Annotated in this window: 12 protein-coding genes; 1 reads left to right on the forward strand and 11 read right to left on the reverse strand. The window is 68.5% G+C overall.

Going from position 1 to position 15517, the window contains the following annotated elements; translation table 11 throughout:
- Positions 1-217: 217 nt before the first annotated feature.
- A complete protein-coding gene (locus tag INQ48_16265) occupies positions 218-2842 on the forward strand; it encodes an ExeM/NucH family extracellular endonuclease (protein QRF54989.1) in 2625 nt (874 codons plus the stop codon).
- 39 nt (positions 2843-2881) lie between these two features.
- On the opposite strand, the gene INQ48_16270 is transcribed toward INQ48_16265, so the two are convergent.
- From INQ48_16270 to INQ48_16320, 11 genes are all read right to left on the reverse strand, one after another.
- The gene (locus INQ48_16270; protein QRF54990.1) at positions 2882-3820 is read right to left on the reverse strand and encodes a glutathione S-transferase family protein; all 939 of its coding nucleotides are present in this window, start codon (positions 3818-3820) and stop codon (positions 2882-2884) included.
- Positions 3821-3856: 36 nt separating this feature from the next.
- Complete coding sequence (locus tag INQ48_16275) at positions 3857-5506, reverse strand: isovaleryl-CoA dehydrogenase (protein ID QRF54991.1); 1650 nt, start codon at positions 5504-5506, stop codon at positions 3857-3859.
- A gap of 29 nt (positions 5507-5535) precedes the next feature.
- Positions 5536-6552, reverse strand: coding sequence for an NADP-dependent oxidoreductase (locus INQ48_16280; protein QRF54992.1), 1017 nt, complete (start codon positions 6550-6552; stop codon positions 5536-5538).
- A 92-nt stretch (positions 6553-6644) separates the two neighbouring features.
- Positions 6645-7106: a PaaI family thioesterase gene (locus INQ48_16285; protein ID QRF54993.1), complete on the reverse strand. Its 462-nt coding sequence runs from the start codon at positions 7104-7106 to the stop codon at positions 6645-6647.
- 15 nt (positions 7107-7121) lie between these two features.
- The gene (locus tag INQ48_16290) at positions 7122-7919 is read right to left on the reverse strand and encodes an SDR family oxidoreductase (protein ID QRF54994.1); all 798 of its coding nucleotides are present in this window, start codon (positions 7917-7919) and stop codon (positions 7122-7124) included.
- 34 nt (positions 7920-7953) lie between these two features.
- Positions 7954-8256, reverse strand: a complete 303-nt coding sequence (locus INQ48_16295; GenBank protein ID QRF54995.1) for a Dabb family protein — start codon at positions 8254-8256, stop codon at positions 7954-7956.
- Positions 8257-8267: 11 nt separating this feature from the next.
- A complete protein-coding gene (locus INQ48_16300; protein ID QRF54996.1) occupies positions 8268-8501 on the reverse strand; it encodes a hypothetical protein in 234 nt (77 codons plus the stop codon).
- On the reverse strand, positions 8501-10354 hold the full coding sequence (locus INQ48_16305; GenBank protein QRF54997.1) for an acyl-CoA dehydrogenase: 1854 nt from the start codon (positions 10352-10354) through the stop codon (positions 8501-8503). The genes INQ48_16300 and INQ48_16305 overlap by 1 nt, the downstream gene beginning before the upstream one ends.
- 175 nt (positions 10355-10529) lie before the next feature.
- Entirely contained in the window at positions 10530-11705 is a 1176-nt protein-coding gene (locus tag INQ48_16310) for an acetyl-CoA C-acyltransferase (GenBank protein QRF54998.1), read from the reverse strand.
- Positions 11706-11742: 37 nt separating this feature from the next.
- Positions 11743-13218 carry a M20 family peptidase gene (locus INQ48_16315; protein ID QRF54999.1) on the reverse strand — a complete coding sequence of 492 codons (1476 nt, stop codon included), beginning with the start codon at positions 13216-13218 and terminating at the stop codon, positions 11743-11745.
- 22 nt (positions 13219-13240) lie between these two features.
- Positions 13241-15343, reverse strand: coding sequence for an enoyl-CoA hydratase/isomerase family protein (locus INQ48_16320; GenBank protein QRF55000.1), 2103 nt, complete (start codon positions 15341-15343; stop codon positions 13241-13243).
- Between the last annotated feature and the right edge of the window lie 174 nt (positions 15344-15517).

Consider the following 15517-nt stretch of genomic DNA (forward strand, 5'->3'; position numbering starts at 1 on the left):
TACATACAAGCTGCCTATAAACCGCCGCAGCCCGCTCGCCGGTCCTTCATCCATCGAGAGAACACCCATGATCCATGCAGCGCCGAGGCCGACCTGGCAACTCAGAACTTTGGTACTCGCAGCGGTCGTCGCGTTGAGCGCGTGCGGCGGCGGCGGTGGCGGCGGAGGTGTCTTCCCCTTCGTCCCCCCACCACCCGCCGGCACCGCGCCACCGGCCGTGCAACCGCCGCCGCCGCCCGCGCCGACCTGCGCGGCTGCCGTTCCCGCCGATGCGCCGCTCGCGGCCATTCCCGCCGTGCAGGGCACGGGCCACCTGAGCCCGATGGCCGAACAGGCCGTGACCGTGCGCGGCGTGGTGGTCGGCGACTTCCAGCCCACCGGCACCGGCGATCCCCGGCTCAACGGCTTCTTCGTGCAGTCGCTGGTGCCCGATGCCGATCCGCTGACCTCCGAAGGCCTCTTCGTCTATGCGCCGGCCAACGCCACGCGCGTGGCGGTCGGCGACTACGTGCAGGTCTCGGGCACGGTCACCGAGTTCGGCCAGACCGCGGGCGCGGGTGCCAAGCCCGACAGCATCACGCAGATCGCGGGCAGCAACGACAAGCCCGTGGCCGTCTCCACCTGCGGCTCGGGCCTCGCGATCGCGCCGACGCCGATCATGCTGCCCGTGGCCGACGAGTCCACGCTCGAGCGCTACGAGGGCATGCGGGTCGAGATCGCGCAGCCGCTGGCCGTGTCGGAGCTGTTCGAGCTGGGCCGCTACGGCCAGCTGGTGCTGGCGCTCAACGGACGCCAGTTCAATCCCACCAACGGCAATGCGGCCGCGACGCACGAACAGAACCTGCTCGCGCGCATCGTGCTCGACGACGGCGGCTCGCGCCAGAACCCGAACCCCATCCCCTATCTCAGCGCCGCGGGCACCGACGGCACGCGCCGCATGGGCGACACGACGCAGAAGGTCACGGGCATCCTGAGCCACAACTTCGCGGCCTACCGGATCCAGCCGACCGAGGCGACCAGCTTCGCGCAGGCCAATCCGCGCCCGGCCACCGCGCCCGCGGTCGGCGGCGCGCTGAAGGTCGCGAGCCTCAACGTGCTGAACTACTTCACCACCTTCCAGAACGGCGAGAACGCCGCGGGCCAGACCGGCCAGGGCTGCACGCTCGGCAGCGAGGCCCCGAGCGCGGGCAACTGCCGCGGCGCCAACAACCGCACCGAGTTCGATCGCCAGCAGGCCAAGATCGTGGCCGCCATCGCGGGCCTCGATGCCGACGTGATCGGGCTGATGGAGATCCAGAACACCGACGTGGCGACCGACAACCTCGTGGCCGCGCTCAACGCGAAGCTCGGTGCAGGTACCTATGCCTCCGTGCGCAGCGGCAGCTTCGGCACCGACGCGATCAAGGTCGACATCCTCTACAAGCCCGCGAGGGTGCAGCGCGTCGGCGGCCTGGTGTTCCCCACCGGCAGCGATCTCAGCGACTACGTCGCGCCCAGCGGCCGGCCACCGCTGGCGCAGCGCTTCAGCGCGGTGGGCAACCACGGCGGCTTCTGGTTCGTGGTCAATCACCTGAAGAGCAAGGGCAGCTGCCCGGGCACGGGCGACATCGACCTCGGCCAGGGCTGCTTCAACCTCGCGCGCACGAAGCAGGCGACGGCGCTCAACAGCTTCGTCGCCAAGCTCAAGGCGCAGGGCGAAGCCGACGTGCTGATGATGGGCGACTTCAACAGCTACCTGCTCGAGGACCCGACGAAGGTGCTCGAGTCGGCCGGCAACGAGAGCCTGCTCAAGCGCATGCCCGCCAACGACCGCTACACCTACGTGTTCGGCGGCGAGACCGGCGCGCTCGACCATGCCTATGCCTCGGGATCGCTGGCCACGCAGGTCGCGGGCGTGGGCGTGTGGCACATCAATGCCGACGAGCCGACGGCGCTCGACTACAACACCGACTTCACGACCGACGACCGCTACGCGCCGACGCCGTTCCGCGCCTCGGACCACGACCCGGTGCTGGTGGGGCTGAACCTCGCGGCCGATCCGGCGGTGACGCTGCCGATCCTCGGCGGCACGATCCCCGCGAGCGCCAGGGCCGGCGAAAGCTACGGCGTGACGATCACCGAAGCCCTGCCCGGCGGCAGCGCCACCCTGACTTCGCTCTCGGTCGACTGGGGCGATGGCAGCGCACCGACGACCGCGCCGGGCGCGGGCACGGTGACGCATACCTACGCGGCCGCGGGCAGCTTCGACGTCGTGATCACGCTGACCAACTCGGCGGGCCAGACGGCCACGCGTTCCGGCAGCGTCGCCGTCAGCAAGATCGTGGTGGTTCCGCCCGGCGCGCCCGACCTGTTCTTCAGCGAGTACATCGAGGGCAGCTCGAACAACAAGGCGATCGAGCTCTACAACCCGACCGCGGCGGCGCTGGATCTGAGCCTCTACACCGTCAAACTGTATTCGAACGGCGCGAGCACCGCGACCAACACCCAGGTGCTCAGCGGCACGCTGGCCGCGGGCGCGACGCTGGTGCTGTCGAACAGCGGCGCCACTGCCCCCTTCAAGCCCGCGGGTTCGCTCGTCAGCAGCGTGGTCAACTACAACGGCGACGATGCGCTGACGATCGAGAAGTCGGGCACGGTCATCGACCGCATTGGCCAGGTCGGCGTGGACCCCGGCGCCGAATGGAAGAGCGGCAGCGTGAGCACGCTGGACCAGACGCTGCGCCGCAAGCCCACCGTCAAGGCCGGCGACCGCAATCCGTTGCTGCCCTTCGATCCGGCGCAGCAGTGGGACAGCTTCCCGATCAACACCTCGGACGGCCTGGGCTCGCACACGGTGAACTGACCGGGACCGCCGAGCCGGCGCTCGGCCGGTCCGGCGGATTCAGCCCTCGGCCTTCTTCAGCACATAGCCGATGCGCGGAAAGTGCACATGCACCCGCCCCGTGCGCTCGCCGGTGCGTTCCAGCGAGTAGTGGGTGCGCGTGGCCGCCACCAGGATGCCCGGCGTTTCCTCGAGCCCGAAGCTCTCGGCGCGCAGGGTGACGGCGCTGCCCAGCGGGATGCCGTGGTCGTCCTGGAAGGTGCTGTCGGTCAGCAGCGAATGCGGCGTCGCGGCCTTGGCGACGGCGATGGCTTCGTCGGCGCCGAACTTCTCGGGCGTGCCATGGCCGATTGCCGCCATGCGGTTCATCCAGTCGACCACCGCGGGCGTGAGGTCGAGGATGCCCTTCACCGCCTCGATGCGGCGCGTGTACCAGAGCGGGTGGTAGGCCGAGAAGTCGGCGATGCTGGGCACCTCGCCGAGCAGGAAGGGCTTGTCGTCGAGCATGTCGGACAGCCGGCGCAGGTACGACTTGTAGGCGCTGGTGGCATCGGCCGGGCGCAGCCGCGTCATGTTGCCGGCGCTCATCTTCGCGCGGTCCTCGCCGAAGGCCTTGGCGGCCTCGGGCGGCGCCTTGGCGAACACCTCGGCCGCGCCCTTGGGCTGCAGGTTCCAGGCCATCGCGGCCCAGAACAGCGTGGTGTCGGCCCACTGCGCGAGGATGCGCGACATGCCCTTCTCGGGCTCGGGGTACAGCGTGGGCGCGGGCTGCAGGTGCTCGAGCACGTCGGCGATCAGCGCGCTGTCGCAGTAGATGTCGGCGCCGATCTGCAGGAACGGCGTCTTGCGGTAGCCGCCCGTGAGCACCTCCACGTCGGGCTTGGGCATGATCGGCGGGATGAAGACCGACTTCCACGGCAGCGCCTTGGCGCCGAGGATCAGGCGCACCTTCTCCGAGAAGGGAGAAGTGGCGTAGTGGTGCAGGATCAGATCGGCCATCGTGGTTTTTCCTTGTGAGAGGGAGACAGTGTTCTTCTAGACCGGCTGCGCGCGCCGCACGATCGCATCGAAATCGGTGCCCGCGCCCAGCGTGCCGAAGGCATGGCCCCAGTCGCCGCCCAGGCGCGAGGCGCAGAACGCGCCCACCACCGCCGGCGGCGCGGTCTGCGCAAGCAGCGAAGCCTGCACGGCCAGCGCCACGTCCTGTGCCAGACGACGCGCCTCGACCTCGGAGGCCATCGCCTCGATGCGCGCGGGCAGCGCGTCGGCCAGGCGATCAAGCGCCGCATGCTGGCCGCGCGCGGGCGCCAGTTCGTGCGCCAGCGCCGCCACCGCGTCGCCCTTGCGCAGGCCGCGCAGCAGGTCGAGCGCCATGATGTTGCCCGCGCCCTCCCAGATCGAGTTGAGCGGCATCTCGCGGTAGACGCGCGCCATCACGCCCTCGCCGCCCTCCTCCACGTAGCCGTTGCCGCCCAGGCATTCCATCGCCTCCTGGCCCAGCAGGCTGCCGCGCTTGCAGATCCAGAACTTGGCGACCGGCGTCAAGAGCCGTGCCATCAGGCGCTCGTGCTCGTCGGCGGGCCGGTCGAAGGCGCGCGCGAGGCGGATCGCGAGCGCGGTGGCGGCCTCGCTCTCGAGCGCCATGTCGGCCAGCACGTTCTGCATCAGCGGCTGCGCGATCAGCGGCTTGCCGAAGGCGCTGCGCTGCGCCGTGTGGTTCAAAGCCAGTGCGAGGGCCTGGCGCATCAGCCCGCTGGTGCCGAGCGCACAGTCCAGCCGCGTCATCGTGCCCATCTCGAGGATCTGCGGAATGCCGCGCCCCTCCTCGCCCACCAGCCAGGCGCTGGCGCCGTGGAACTCGACCTCGGAACTGGCATTGGCCTTGTTGCCGAGCTTGTCCTTCAGGCGCTGGATGCGGATCGCGTTGCGCGTGCCGTCGGGCAGCACGCGCGGCAGGAAGAAGCAGCTGAGCCCGGCCGGCGCCTGCGCCAGCACCAGGAAGGCATCGCACATCGGCGCCGAGAAGAACCACTTGTGGCCCGTGATCTCGTAGCGCTCGCCCCAGCCATCGCTGTCCGCGCGCACCGCCTTCGTGGTGTTGGCCCGCACGTCGGAGCCGCCCTGCTTCTCGGTCATGCCCATGCCCATGGTCACGCCGGCCTTGTCGGCCACCGGCCTGAGCGCGGGGTCGTACACGAGGCTGCCGAGCTTCGCGCCCCAGTCGGCATGCACGGCCGCGTTGTCGCGCAGCGCGGGCGTGGCGGCGTAGGTCATCGAGATCGGGCACAGCATCGAGGGCTCGAGCTCGGTGAAGAGCATGAAGCCCGCGGCGCGCAGCACATGGGGCGACGCGGCCGCGCCGGGCTCGGCGCGCCACGGCGTGCCGTGCAGGCCCGCGCTCACCGCCGCCTTCATCAGCAGGTGGTAGCTCGGATGGAACTCGACCTCGTCGATGCGCCGCCCGAAGCGGTCGTGCGTGTGCAGCTCGGGCGTGTGCACATTGGCCAGCCGCGCATGGGTCTGCATCTCGGCCGAGCCCAGCGTCTCGCCCAGTTGCCGCAAGGCATCGGTCGGCAGCTGCGGCGCATTGAAGTTCAACGCATCGCGCAGGGGCCGGTTGGTGTCGAAGAGGTTGTAGCCGGCCAGTGGCGCCGGCTGGTTGAATACCTCGTGGGTCGCGTCCATGGCCGGCTCCTTCGCGTTTTTTCAGTGCCTCAGATCAGCTTGACCAGCTGCTTGCCGAAGTTGCGGCCCTTGAGCAGCCCCAGGAAGGCCTCGGGCGCGGCCTCGATGCCCTGCGCGACCGACTCGCGCGGCTTGAGCTTGCCGCTGCCCACCAGCGCGCCGAGCTCGGCCAGCGCCTCGGGCCACACCTCCATGTGCTCGCTGACGATGAAGCCCTCGACCTTGAGCCGGTTGATCAGGATCAGCGCGGGGTTCGCGAGCGGCAGCGGCTGGCCATCGTAGCCCGCGATCATGCCGCACAGCGCCACGCGCGCGAAGGCGTTGGTGCGCAGCAGCACGGCGTCGAAGATGTAGCCGCCGACGTTCTCGAAGTAGCCGTCGATGCCGTTCGGGCAGGCTTCCTTGAGCGCCGCGCTCATGGTCTTGACGTCGGGATGCTGGCGGTAGTCGATGCACGCGTCGAAGCCGAGTTCGTCGGTCACGTACTTGCACTTGTCGGGCCCGCCCGCGATGCCCACCACGCGGCAGCCGCGCGCCTTGGCCAGTGCGCCGAAGGCGCTGCCCACGGCACCGCTGGCGGCCGTGACGACCACGGTCTCGCCGGCCTTGGGCGCGATGATCTTGACCAGGCCGTACCAGGCGGTCACGCCCGGCATGCCGACCGCGCCCAGGTAGTGCGACAGCGGCACGTGGGTGGTGTCGACCTTCTTGAGCGCACCGGGCTGCGAGGCATCGACCACGCTGTATTCCTGCCAGCCGCCGAAGCCCACCACCTTGTCGCCCACGGCGTACTTCGAATGCTTGCTCTCGACCACCTCGCCCACGGTGCCGCCCTGCATCACCTGGCCCAGCGGCTGCGGCTGGGCGTAGCTCTTGGCTTCGTTCATGCGCCCGCGCATGTAGGGGTCGAGGCTCATGTAGTGGTGGCGCACCAGCACCTGGTTGTCCTGGAGCGCCGGGGTTTCCGCGGTCACGAGCTTGAAGTTGCTCGCGACGGCTTCGCCCTCGGGGCGGTTGTCGAGGATCTGCTGCTTGTTGGTCGGCATGGTCGGTTCTCCTGGAAGCTGGTTGGCGGCGCGCGAGGCGCCTTCGGACTGCGGCGGCGGAACGCGGTCCGCCGCCCCTGGACTGTTCGCCGTCAGTCGGTCGACGGCGGGCGCATCGCGTTGGCGCTCGCCGGGCCGGTCGGCAGCCGGCGCTTCACGTACTTGAAGGTGCCGGTGGCATGGGCGCACACGCGCTCCTGCTCGTCGTAGATCCTGGCCTCGGTGAAGGCCAGCGTGGCGGTGCGGTGGATCAGCGTGCCGCGTGCGTGCAGCGGGCCGACCGAGGGCTGCATGAAGCTGGTCTTCATCTCGATCGTGACCACGCCGGTCTCGGGTGTCACGCTGCGCGCGGCCGCGGCCATGCTGATGTCGAGCAAGGTCATGCAGGCGCCGCCGTGCGTCACGTCGAAGGTGTTGAGGTGCTCGGGCTTCGCCGTGTAGCGGATCTCGGATTCGCCGTTCTCGAACTTCACGAGCTCGAAGCCCAGGTGGCGCGCGAACGGGATCTGGCTCGTGTACGAGCGGATGTTGATGTCGTCGGAGTCTTGGGTCATTGCTTCAGAACGTGTTCAGGCCGCGCCCAGCACCACGCTCACGCCGCCGTCGACGGCCAGCCACTGGCCGGTGATGTGCTTGCCGGCATCGCTCGCGTACAGCAGCGTCAGGCCCTTCAGGTCTTCGTCGTCGCCCAGGCGGCCCAGCGGCGCCTGCGCGGCCATCTTCTCCTCGCCCAGCGACTTGATCAGGCCGGCCGCCATCTTCGTCATGAAGAAGCCCGGGCAGATCGCGTTGACGGTGATGTTGTACTTGCCCCATTCGGCCGCCAGCGTGCGCGTGAAGCCGATCACCGCGGTCTTGGAGGTGTTGTAGGCCAGGGTCTGCATCTCGGGCGGGTTGCCGTTGAGGCCCGCGATCGAGGCGATGTTGATGATGCGGCCGCTCTTCTTCGGGATCATGTACTGGTTGGCCACGTGCTGCGACAGGATGAAATAGCCGCGCACGTTGAGGTTCATCACCTTGTCCCAGGCCTCGACCGGGTGGCTCTCGGCCGGCGAACCCCAGCTCGCGCCGGCGTTGTTCACGAGGATGTCGATCGCGCCCAGGCGCTGCAGCGTTTCCTCGGCCAGGCGGCGGGTGTCCTCCTCCTTCGCGCAGTCGGCGGCGATCCAGCGCGCGTCGATGCCGGCGGCCTGCAGCTCGGCCGCGGCCTGCTCGAGATCGTCGGCCTTGCGCGAGCTCAGCATGATCTTCGCGCCGGCCTCGCCGAGCGCGTGGGCCATCTGCAGGCCCAGGCCGCGCGAGCCGCCGGTGATGAGCGCGGTCTTGCCGCGGAGGTCGAACAGTTGCTGGGTGGTGCGTGCGGTCATGGGAATGTCTCCGGGTGTCGGTGGTGTTCGGGGGTCAGAGCTCGTAATCCATGCACTGGCGCGCTTCGCGCACGGCGCCGATGAAGGGCTTGAGCGCGACGTGCTGCGGATGCTCTGCATAGGCCGCGAGCGCGGCGGCGTCGGTGAATTCCGAGTTGAGGATCAGGTCGTAGGTGGCTTCCAGGCCCGGCTGGGCCAGCGCGACCTCGAAGCGCACGGTGCCCGGAGACAGCGTCGCGCAGGCCCCGAGCAACGCCTTGGCCTTGGCGAGGTTGGCGGCCTTGTCGGCGCCCTCGGCGTGTTCCTTGAACTTCCACATCACGATGTGCCTGAGCATGGCCTTGCTCCTTACTTGTCGTTCATGCGCGAGCGCACGTAGATCAGCACAAAGCCCACGACGGTCGCGATGCCGCCGGGAGCGGCCATGGCCCAACCGGTGGCCGGCTCGGTGCGGCCGGTGGCGATGCCGAGGACGATGAGGAACAGGCCGCCGTAGATCAGGATCCAGATCCACTTCTCGAGGGTGGCATGCGGTTTCGGTGGCTTGGCGGGAGTGGGAGGGGTCATGGCAATGGAGGGCATCAGAATGCCTCTTCGGGCAAGGCGGTACAGGTCGGATCGCGGCTCTCGACCACGTTGAGCCAGGCGCCGTTCTTGGGCAGCTCGTAGTGGAAGAAATAGCGCGCGGCCGCCATCTTGCCAGCAGTCGCGGGCGCGGCCTGCGCCGGGTCGAGTTCGAGCGCGCGCTGCGCCACGTCGAGCCACAGCCAGGCCAGCACCGTGTGGCCGAAGGCCTGCATGTACGGCACCGCGTTCACCAGCGCCTCGGCCGGGTCGCCGGTGGACCAGGCGGCCTCGGTGGCGCTGCCCACGCGCTGCAGCGCCTCGCCCAGTGCCTTGGCGTGGGCGGCGAGCGCGGGCACCTGGGCGGCGCGGCCGATGGTCTCGGTCATGCGGCCGGCCAGCAGCTGCAGGCCGCGGCCCTTTTCCATCAGCACCTTGCGGCCCAGCAGGTCGGCTGCCTGGATGCCGTGCGTGCCCTCGTGGATCATGTTGAGGCGGTTGTCGCGCCAGTACTGCTCGACCGGGAAGTCGCGCGTGTAGCCGTAGCCGCCATGGACCTGGATCGCGAGCGAGTTGGCCTCGAGGCACCATTCGCTGGGCCAGCTCTTGGCGATCGGGGTCAGCACTTCCAGCAGCAGCCGCGCGTCGTCGGCGGCCTGCGCGTTGCCGGTCTTCTGCTCGTCGACCAGCCGCGCGCAATATAGCTCGAGCGCCAGCGCGCCTTCGCAATAGGCCTTCTGCGCCAGCAGCATGCGGCGCACGTCGGCGTGCTCGATGATGCGCACCTGCGGGCCGGCCGAATCCTTGACCACCTTGGCCTCGCCGCCCTCGGGCTTCTTCACGAGGCGGCCCTGCGGCCGGCTCTTCGCATAGTCGAGCGAGGCGTAGTAGCCGGCCATGCCGAGCATGGTGGCGGCGGTGCCGACGCCGATGCGCGCCTCGTTCATCATGTGGAACATGCAGTGCAGTCCCTTGCCGGGCGCGCCGACCAGGTAGCCCACCGCGCCGGCCTTGCCGCCGACCGGGTACTTGCCCTCGCCGAAGTTCAGCAGCGTGTTGGTGGTGCCGCGCCAGCCCAGCTTGTGGTTGAGGCCCGCGAGCGCCACGTCGTTGCGCTCACCCGTGAGTTCGCCCTGCGTGTTCACCATGCGCTTGGGCACGATGAACAGCGAGATGCCGCGCGTGCCCGGCACCAGCTTGCCGTTCTCGTCGGGGATCTTGGCGAGCACGATGTGCACGATGTTCTCGGTCAGCTCGTGGTCGCCCGAGGAGATCCACATCTTGTTGCCCGTGAGCCGGTAGCGCGGGCCCAGCGGATCGTCCTGGAAGCCCTCGCCATCGGGCACCGCGCGCGTGGCCACGTCGCTCAGCGAGGAGCCGGCCTGCGGCTCCGACAGGCACATGGTGCCGGCCCAGCGGCCGGAGAACTCGTTCTTGGCGAACACCTCCTTCTGCATGTCGGTGCCATGCACCAGCAGAAGGTTGGCGTTGCCGCTGGTCAGCATGTTCGAGCCGATGCTCACCGAGGCCATCGCGAAGAAGCTGTTGGCCGCGGCCTGCACCGTGTAGGGCAGCTGCATGCCGCCGATGTCGTAGTCCTGCGCCGCGCTCATCATTCCCGATTCGACGAAGGCCTTGTGCGCGTCGTGCGTGGCCTGCGGCAGGATCACCTTCTCGCCGTCGAAATGCGGCTCCTGCGTGTCGACGGTGCGGTTGAACGGCGCGTACTTCTCGCGCGCGATGCGCTCGCAGGTGTCGAGCACCGCGTCGAAGGTCTCGCGCGAGTGGTCGGCGAAGCGTTCGCGCGAGGCCAGCGTTTCGGCATGCAGCCAGTCGTAGAGCAGGAAATCGAGGGTGGGACGCAGGCTCATGGTGGGTTCCAGGAAAGCGGGATCGGGGTCGGACAGCGAGCGCGGAAGGCGCGGAAAGCCAAGAAAAAGTCGCAGAGAAAAACCAATGAAAATTCTGGTTTCTCTTCTGCGACTTCTGCGTAACCTTCGCGACTTCTGCGTCCGGAAGTCCGAATTCAGCGGTTCAGGACGAAGCTCAGATCACCTCGAACACGCCCGCGGCACCCATGCCGCCGCCGATGCACATCGTGACCACGACCTTCTTCGCGCCGCGGCGCTTGCCTTCGATCAGCGCATGGCCCGTGAGGCGCTGGCCGCTCACGCCGTAGGGGTGGCCCACGGCGATGGCGCCGCCGTCCACGTTGAGGCGGTCGGCCGGGATGCCGAGCTTGTCGCGGCAGTAGATCACCTGCACCGCGAAGGCTTCGTTGAGCTCCCACAGGTCGATGTCGTTGACCGTCAGGCCCAGGCGCTTGAGCACCTTGGGGATCGCGAAGACGGGGCCGATGCCCATCTCGTCGGGCTCGCAGCCCGCCACCGCGAAGCCCAGGAAGCGGCCCAGCGGCTTCAGGCCCTTGCGCTCGGCGTACTTCTCGTCGACCACCACGCAGGCGCCACCGCCGTCCGAGAACTGGCTGGCGTTGCCGGCCGAGATCAGGCCGCCGGGGATGGCCGAGCGGATGCCGCTGATGCCTTCCTTGGTGGTGCCGGGACGGATGCCTTCGTCGTTCTCGATCGTGACTTCCTTGGTGCGCAGGCCCAGCACCGGGTCGGCCACGCCGGCCAGCACGGTGATCGGCGCGATCTCATCCTTGAAGCGGCCGGCTTCCAGCGCGGCCGTGGCCTTCTGCTGGCTCGCGGCGCCGTATTCGTCCATGGCGTCGCGGCCGATGTTGTAGCGCTTGGCGACCTGCTCGGCCGTCTGCAGCATGTTCCAGTAGATCTCGGGCTTGTGCTTGACGAGCCAGGGGTCGGCCAGCATGTGCTTGTTGGCTTCGTTCTGCACGCACGAGATGCTCTCGACGCCGCCGGCCACGTAGACGTCGCCCTCGCCCGCGATGACGCGCTGGGCGGCGGTGGCGATGGTCTGCAGGCCCGAGGAGCAGAAGCGGTTGATGGTCATGCCCGAGGTGGTGATCGGGCAGCCGGCGCGCAGCGCGATCTGGCGCGCGATGTTCGAGCCGGTCGCGCCCTCGGGCGTGGCGCAGCCCATGATCACGTCGTCGACCTCGGCGGCCTCGATGCCGGCGCGGGCGATCGCATGCTGCACCGCATGGCCGCCGAGCGTGGCGCCGTGCGTCATGTTGAAGGCACCCTTCCAGCTCTTGGCGAGCGGCGTGCGGGCGGTGGAAACGATGACGGCGCTGGTCATGGTGAGGTCCTTTTCGAAGATGGAAGGGAAAGCCGGGTTACTGGGGCTGCGCCCCGGAGGCGTTGCGCAGCAGCTGCTGATAGAAGCCGATCATCTCGCCGTAGTTCGAGATCGCGAGGCGTTCGTTGGTGCCATGGAAGCGCGCGAGGTCCTCGTTCTTCATGCGGAACGGCGAGAAGCGGAACACCGCGTCGCTCAGGATCGAGAAGTGGCGCGAATCGGTGGCCGCGGTCATGAGGCCGGGCGCGACGACGGCGTCGGGGAAGGACTGGCGCACCGAGCGCTCGATGGTCCGGTAGCCGGCGCTGTCGGTCGGCGAGACCGGCGAGGCCTCGGAGTTGCCGGGGTAGCGCTTGATCTTGATCTCGTCGTCGCCCAGTTGCTTGCGCAGATGGGCCTCGACGCTGTCGATGGTGTCGCCGGGCAGCACGCGGAAATTGACGGCGGCCTCGGCGCGGCCGGGCAGCACGTTGTCCTTGTTGCCGGCGCGCACGATGGTCAGCGCGGTGGTGGTGCGCAGCATCGCGTTGCTGCTCGGGCTCTTCTGCAGCTGGCCTTCGACCAGCGGCGCCGTGAGCCAGAGGTTGGACAGCATCACGCGATTGATGCCGCTCATCTCGGGCGCGAGCGTGCCGAACATCTGGGCGGCCACGCCCTGGATGCCGCCGGGCATCGGGTGGGCCTCGAGCTTCGCGAGCGCCGCGCCCAGGCGGCCGATCGCGCTGTGCGCGGGCGGCATCGACGAGTGGCCGGGCGCGGTGTCGAGCGAGAGGAAGAAGGTGGCGTAGCCCTTCTCGGCCAGGCCGATCAGCGCCGCGGGCTTGCTCAGGCCCGGAAGCACGCCGTCGAGCACCAGCAGGCCCTCGTCGAGCACCCAGTCGAGCTTCACGCCGCGCGATTGGAGCAGCTCGGCGATCGGCAGCGCGCCGCGCAGGCCGCTGACCTCCTCGTCGTCGCCCATCACGAGGTAGACGGTCTGCTTCGGCTGGAAGTCGCTCGCGATCAGCAGCTCGATGGCCTCCATCTGCGCGAACAGGTTGCCCTTGTTGTCGAGCGTGCCGCGGCCCCAGACGAAGCCGTCCTTGATCTCGCCGCCGAAGGGGTCGACGCTCCAGGCCTTCTCGGTGCCGGGCGCGATCGGCACCATGTCCTGGTGCGCCATCAGCGCAATGGGTTTGGCCGCGGCATCGCTGCCGGTCCAGGTGTAGAGCAGCGCCTTCTGGCCCACCAATTCCTTCTTGAGGGTGGCGTGGACCTTGGGAAAGTTCTGCGCGAGGTAGGCGTGCAGCTTGTCGAACTCGGCCAGGTTGGCGGCCGGGTCGTCGAGGCTGGACACCGTGCGAATGGGGATCGCACCCGCGAGCCGCTTGGCGGCGGCCTGCAGGTCGATCTCGGGCTTGGGGGACGGCGCCACCGCGAGCTGGCGCGATGGCGTGGTCCAGGTCTTGACCGCCACGACCGCCGCCAGCGCGACGAGCACCAGCAGCAGTCCCAGGAAGATGCGTTTCAACATGGGCGGTCGAGATCCGTCGACATCAACCGAAGGACTTGCCTTCGGCCACCAGCTTCTGGATCAGCGCGGCGGGCTGCCAGAACTCGGCGTCGTCGCGCGGGTTCTTCGCGAAGCGCTTCATGGTCTCGGCCACGTTGTACAGGCCGACCTGCGAGGCGTAGTGCATCGGGCCGCCGCGCCAGATCGGGAAGCCGTAGCCCGTGAGGTAGACCATGTCGATGTCGCCCGACTTCGAGGCGATGCCGTCCTCGAGGATGTGCGCGCCTTCGTTGACCAGCGCGTAGACCAGGCGCTGCACGATTTCCTCGTCGGAGATCTTGCGCGGCGTGATGCCCAGTTCCTTGCGGTGGTCCTCGATCATCTTGTTGACGAGTTCCGAGGGGATCGCATCGCGCTTGCCGGCCTGGTAGTCGTACCACCCTGCCCCGGTCTTCTGGCCGAAGCGGCCCAGTTCGCAGAGCTTGTCGGCCGTGCGGCTGTACTTCATGTCGGCGCGCTCGACGGCGCGGCGCTTGCGGATCGCCCAGCCGATGTCGTTGCCGGCCAGGTCGCCCATGCGGAACGGGCCCATCGCGAAGCCGAATTTCTCGATCGCCTTGTCGACCTGCTGCGGCGTCGCGCCCTCGTCGAGCAGGAAGCCGGCCTGGCGGCTGTACTGCTCGATCATGCGGTTGCCGATGAAGCCGTCGCACACGCCCGAGACCACCGAGGTCTTCTTGATCTTCTTGCCGATGGCCATGACCGTGGCGAGCACGTCCTTGGCGGTCTGCTTGCCGCGCACCACCTCGAGCAGCTTCATCACGTTGGCCGGGCTGAAGAAGTGCATGCCGACCACGTCCTGCGGACGCTCGGTGAACGATGCGATCTTGTCGACGTCGAGCGTCGAGGTGTTCGAGGCCAGGATCGCGCCCTTCTTGGCGACGCGGTCGAGTTCCTTGAAGACCTTCTCCTTGACGCCGATCTCCTCGAACACGGCTTCGATGATCAGGTCGGCGTCCCTCAGGTCGTCGTAGCTCAGCGTGGTGCTCAACAGCGCCATGCGCTGCTCGTACTTGTCCTGCTTGAGCTTGCCCTTCTTGACCTGGGCTTCGTAGTTCTTCTTGATGGTGGCGATGCCGCGGTCGAGCGCTTCCTGCTTCATCTCGAGGATCTTCACGGGGATGCCCGCGTTGAGGAAGTTCATCGAGATGCCGCCGCCCATGGTGCCGGCGCCGATCACGCCGACCGACTTGATCTCGCGCTTGGGGGTGTCCTCGGGCACGTCGGGGATCTTCGAGGCGGCGCGCTCGGCCATGAACAGGTGGCGCAGCGACAGCGACTCGGGCGTGAACATCAGCGCGGTGAACAGGCGGCGTTCCTCGGCCATGCCCTCGTCGAACTTGAGCTTGGTCGCGGCCTGCACGGCGTCGATGCACTTGAGCGGCGCCGGATAGTTCTTCGACATGCCGCCGACCATGTTCTTGGTGAACTGGAAGTAGGCATCGCCTTGCGGGTGCTTGCACGGCAGGCTGCGCACCAGCGGCAGGTCGCCGCCCTTGGCTGCCGCGGCCTTGGCGAACTCGACGGCTTCGTCGAACACGGTCTCGGGCGAGGCGGCCAACTTGTCGAACAGCTTCTGGCCCGGCAGGCTCGCGAGCAGTTCCGACTTCACGGCCTCGCCGCTCACGATCATGTTGAGGGCGGTTTCCACGCCGAGCACGCGCGGCAGGCGCTGCGTGCCGCCGGCGCCGGGCAAGAGGCCCAGCTTGACTTCGGGCAACGCGACGTTGGTGCCCGGGGCCGCGACGCGGTAGTGGCAGCCGAGCGCGAGCTCGAGGCCGCCGCCCATGCACACCGAGTGGATGGCCGCGACGATGGGCTTGGTGGCGGCTTCGAGCGCGAGGATGACGCTCAGCAGGTTGGGCTCCTGCAGCGCCTTGGGCGTGCCGAATTCCTTGATGTCGGCGCCGCCCGAGAACGCCTTGCCGGCGCCGGTGATGACGATGGCCTTGACGGCATCGTCGGCATGGGCCTTCGACAGGCCGTCGGTGATGCCGATGCGGGTCGAGAAACCGAGACCGTTGACCGGAGGATTGGTCAGGGTGATCACGGCGACGTCGCCGAGCACTTTGTATTCAGCCGTCATGCTGCGTTCCTTGGTGTGTGAAGAGAAAAAAGAAAAAGCACGAGTGTTCTTTTTCCGGGGATTCTAGGCCTTTGGCGCGGCGCAACAATGGCACGCAGTCGCTGGAGGGACAAGGGGTGAAAACGGGGCCGGACGCAGAGGACGCGAAGGTTCCGCGAAGGACGCCAAAGAAAA

It is taken from the genome of Variovorax paradoxus, assembly GCA_016806145.1.
Lineage (GTDB): Bacteria > Pseudomonadota > Gammaproteobacteria > Burkholderiales > Burkholderiaceae_C > Variovorax.

What these genes read in the sequence shown, in the direction of transcription:
- INQ48_16275 (QRF54991.1), bottom strand. Translation starts at nt 5,506, where the DNA reads ATGGACGCGACCCACGAGGTATTCAACCAGCCGGCGCCACTGGCCGGC.
- INQ48_16270 (QRF54990.1), bottom strand. Translation starts at nt 3,820, where the DNA reads ATGGCCGATCTGATCCTGCACCACTACGCCACTTCTCCCTTCTCGGAG.
- INQ48_16285 (QRF54993.1), bottom strand. Translation starts at nt 7,106, where the DNA reads ATGACCCAAGACTCCGACGACATCAACATCCGCTCGTACACGAGCCAG.
- INQ48_16310 (QRF54998.1), bottom strand. Translation starts at nt 11,705, where the DNA reads ATGACCAGCGCCGTCATCGTTTCCACCGCCCGCACGCCGCTCGCCAAG.
- INQ48_16300 (QRF54996.1), bottom strand. Translation starts at nt 8,501, where the DNA reads ATGCCCTCCATTGCCATGACCCCTCCCACTCCCGCCAAGCCACCGAAA.
- INQ48_16320 (QRF55000.1), bottom strand. Translation starts at nt 15,343, where the DNA reads ATGACGGCTGAATACAAAGTGCTCGGCGACGTCGCCGTGATCACCCTG.
- INQ48_16305 (QRF54997.1), bottom strand. Translation starts at nt 10,354, where the DNA reads ATGAGCCTGCGTCCCACCCTCGATTTCCTGCTCTACGACTGGCTGCAT.
- INQ48_16295 (QRF54995.1), bottom strand. Translation starts at nt 8,256, where the DNA reads ATGCTCAGGCACATCGTGATGTGGAAGTTCAAGGAACACGCCGAGGGC.
- INQ48_16290 (QRF54994.1), bottom strand. Translation starts at nt 7,919, where the DNA reads ATGACCGCACGCACCACCCAGCAACTGTTCGACCTCCGCGGCAAGACC.
- INQ48_16315 (QRF54999.1), bottom strand. Translation starts at nt 13,218, where the DNA reads ATGTTGAAACGCATCTTCCTGGGACTGCTGCTGGTGCTCGTCGCGCTG.
- INQ48_16280 (QRF54992.1), bottom strand. Translation starts at nt 6,552, where the DNA reads ATGCCGACCAACAAGCAGCAGATCCTCGACAACCGCCCCGAGGGCGAA.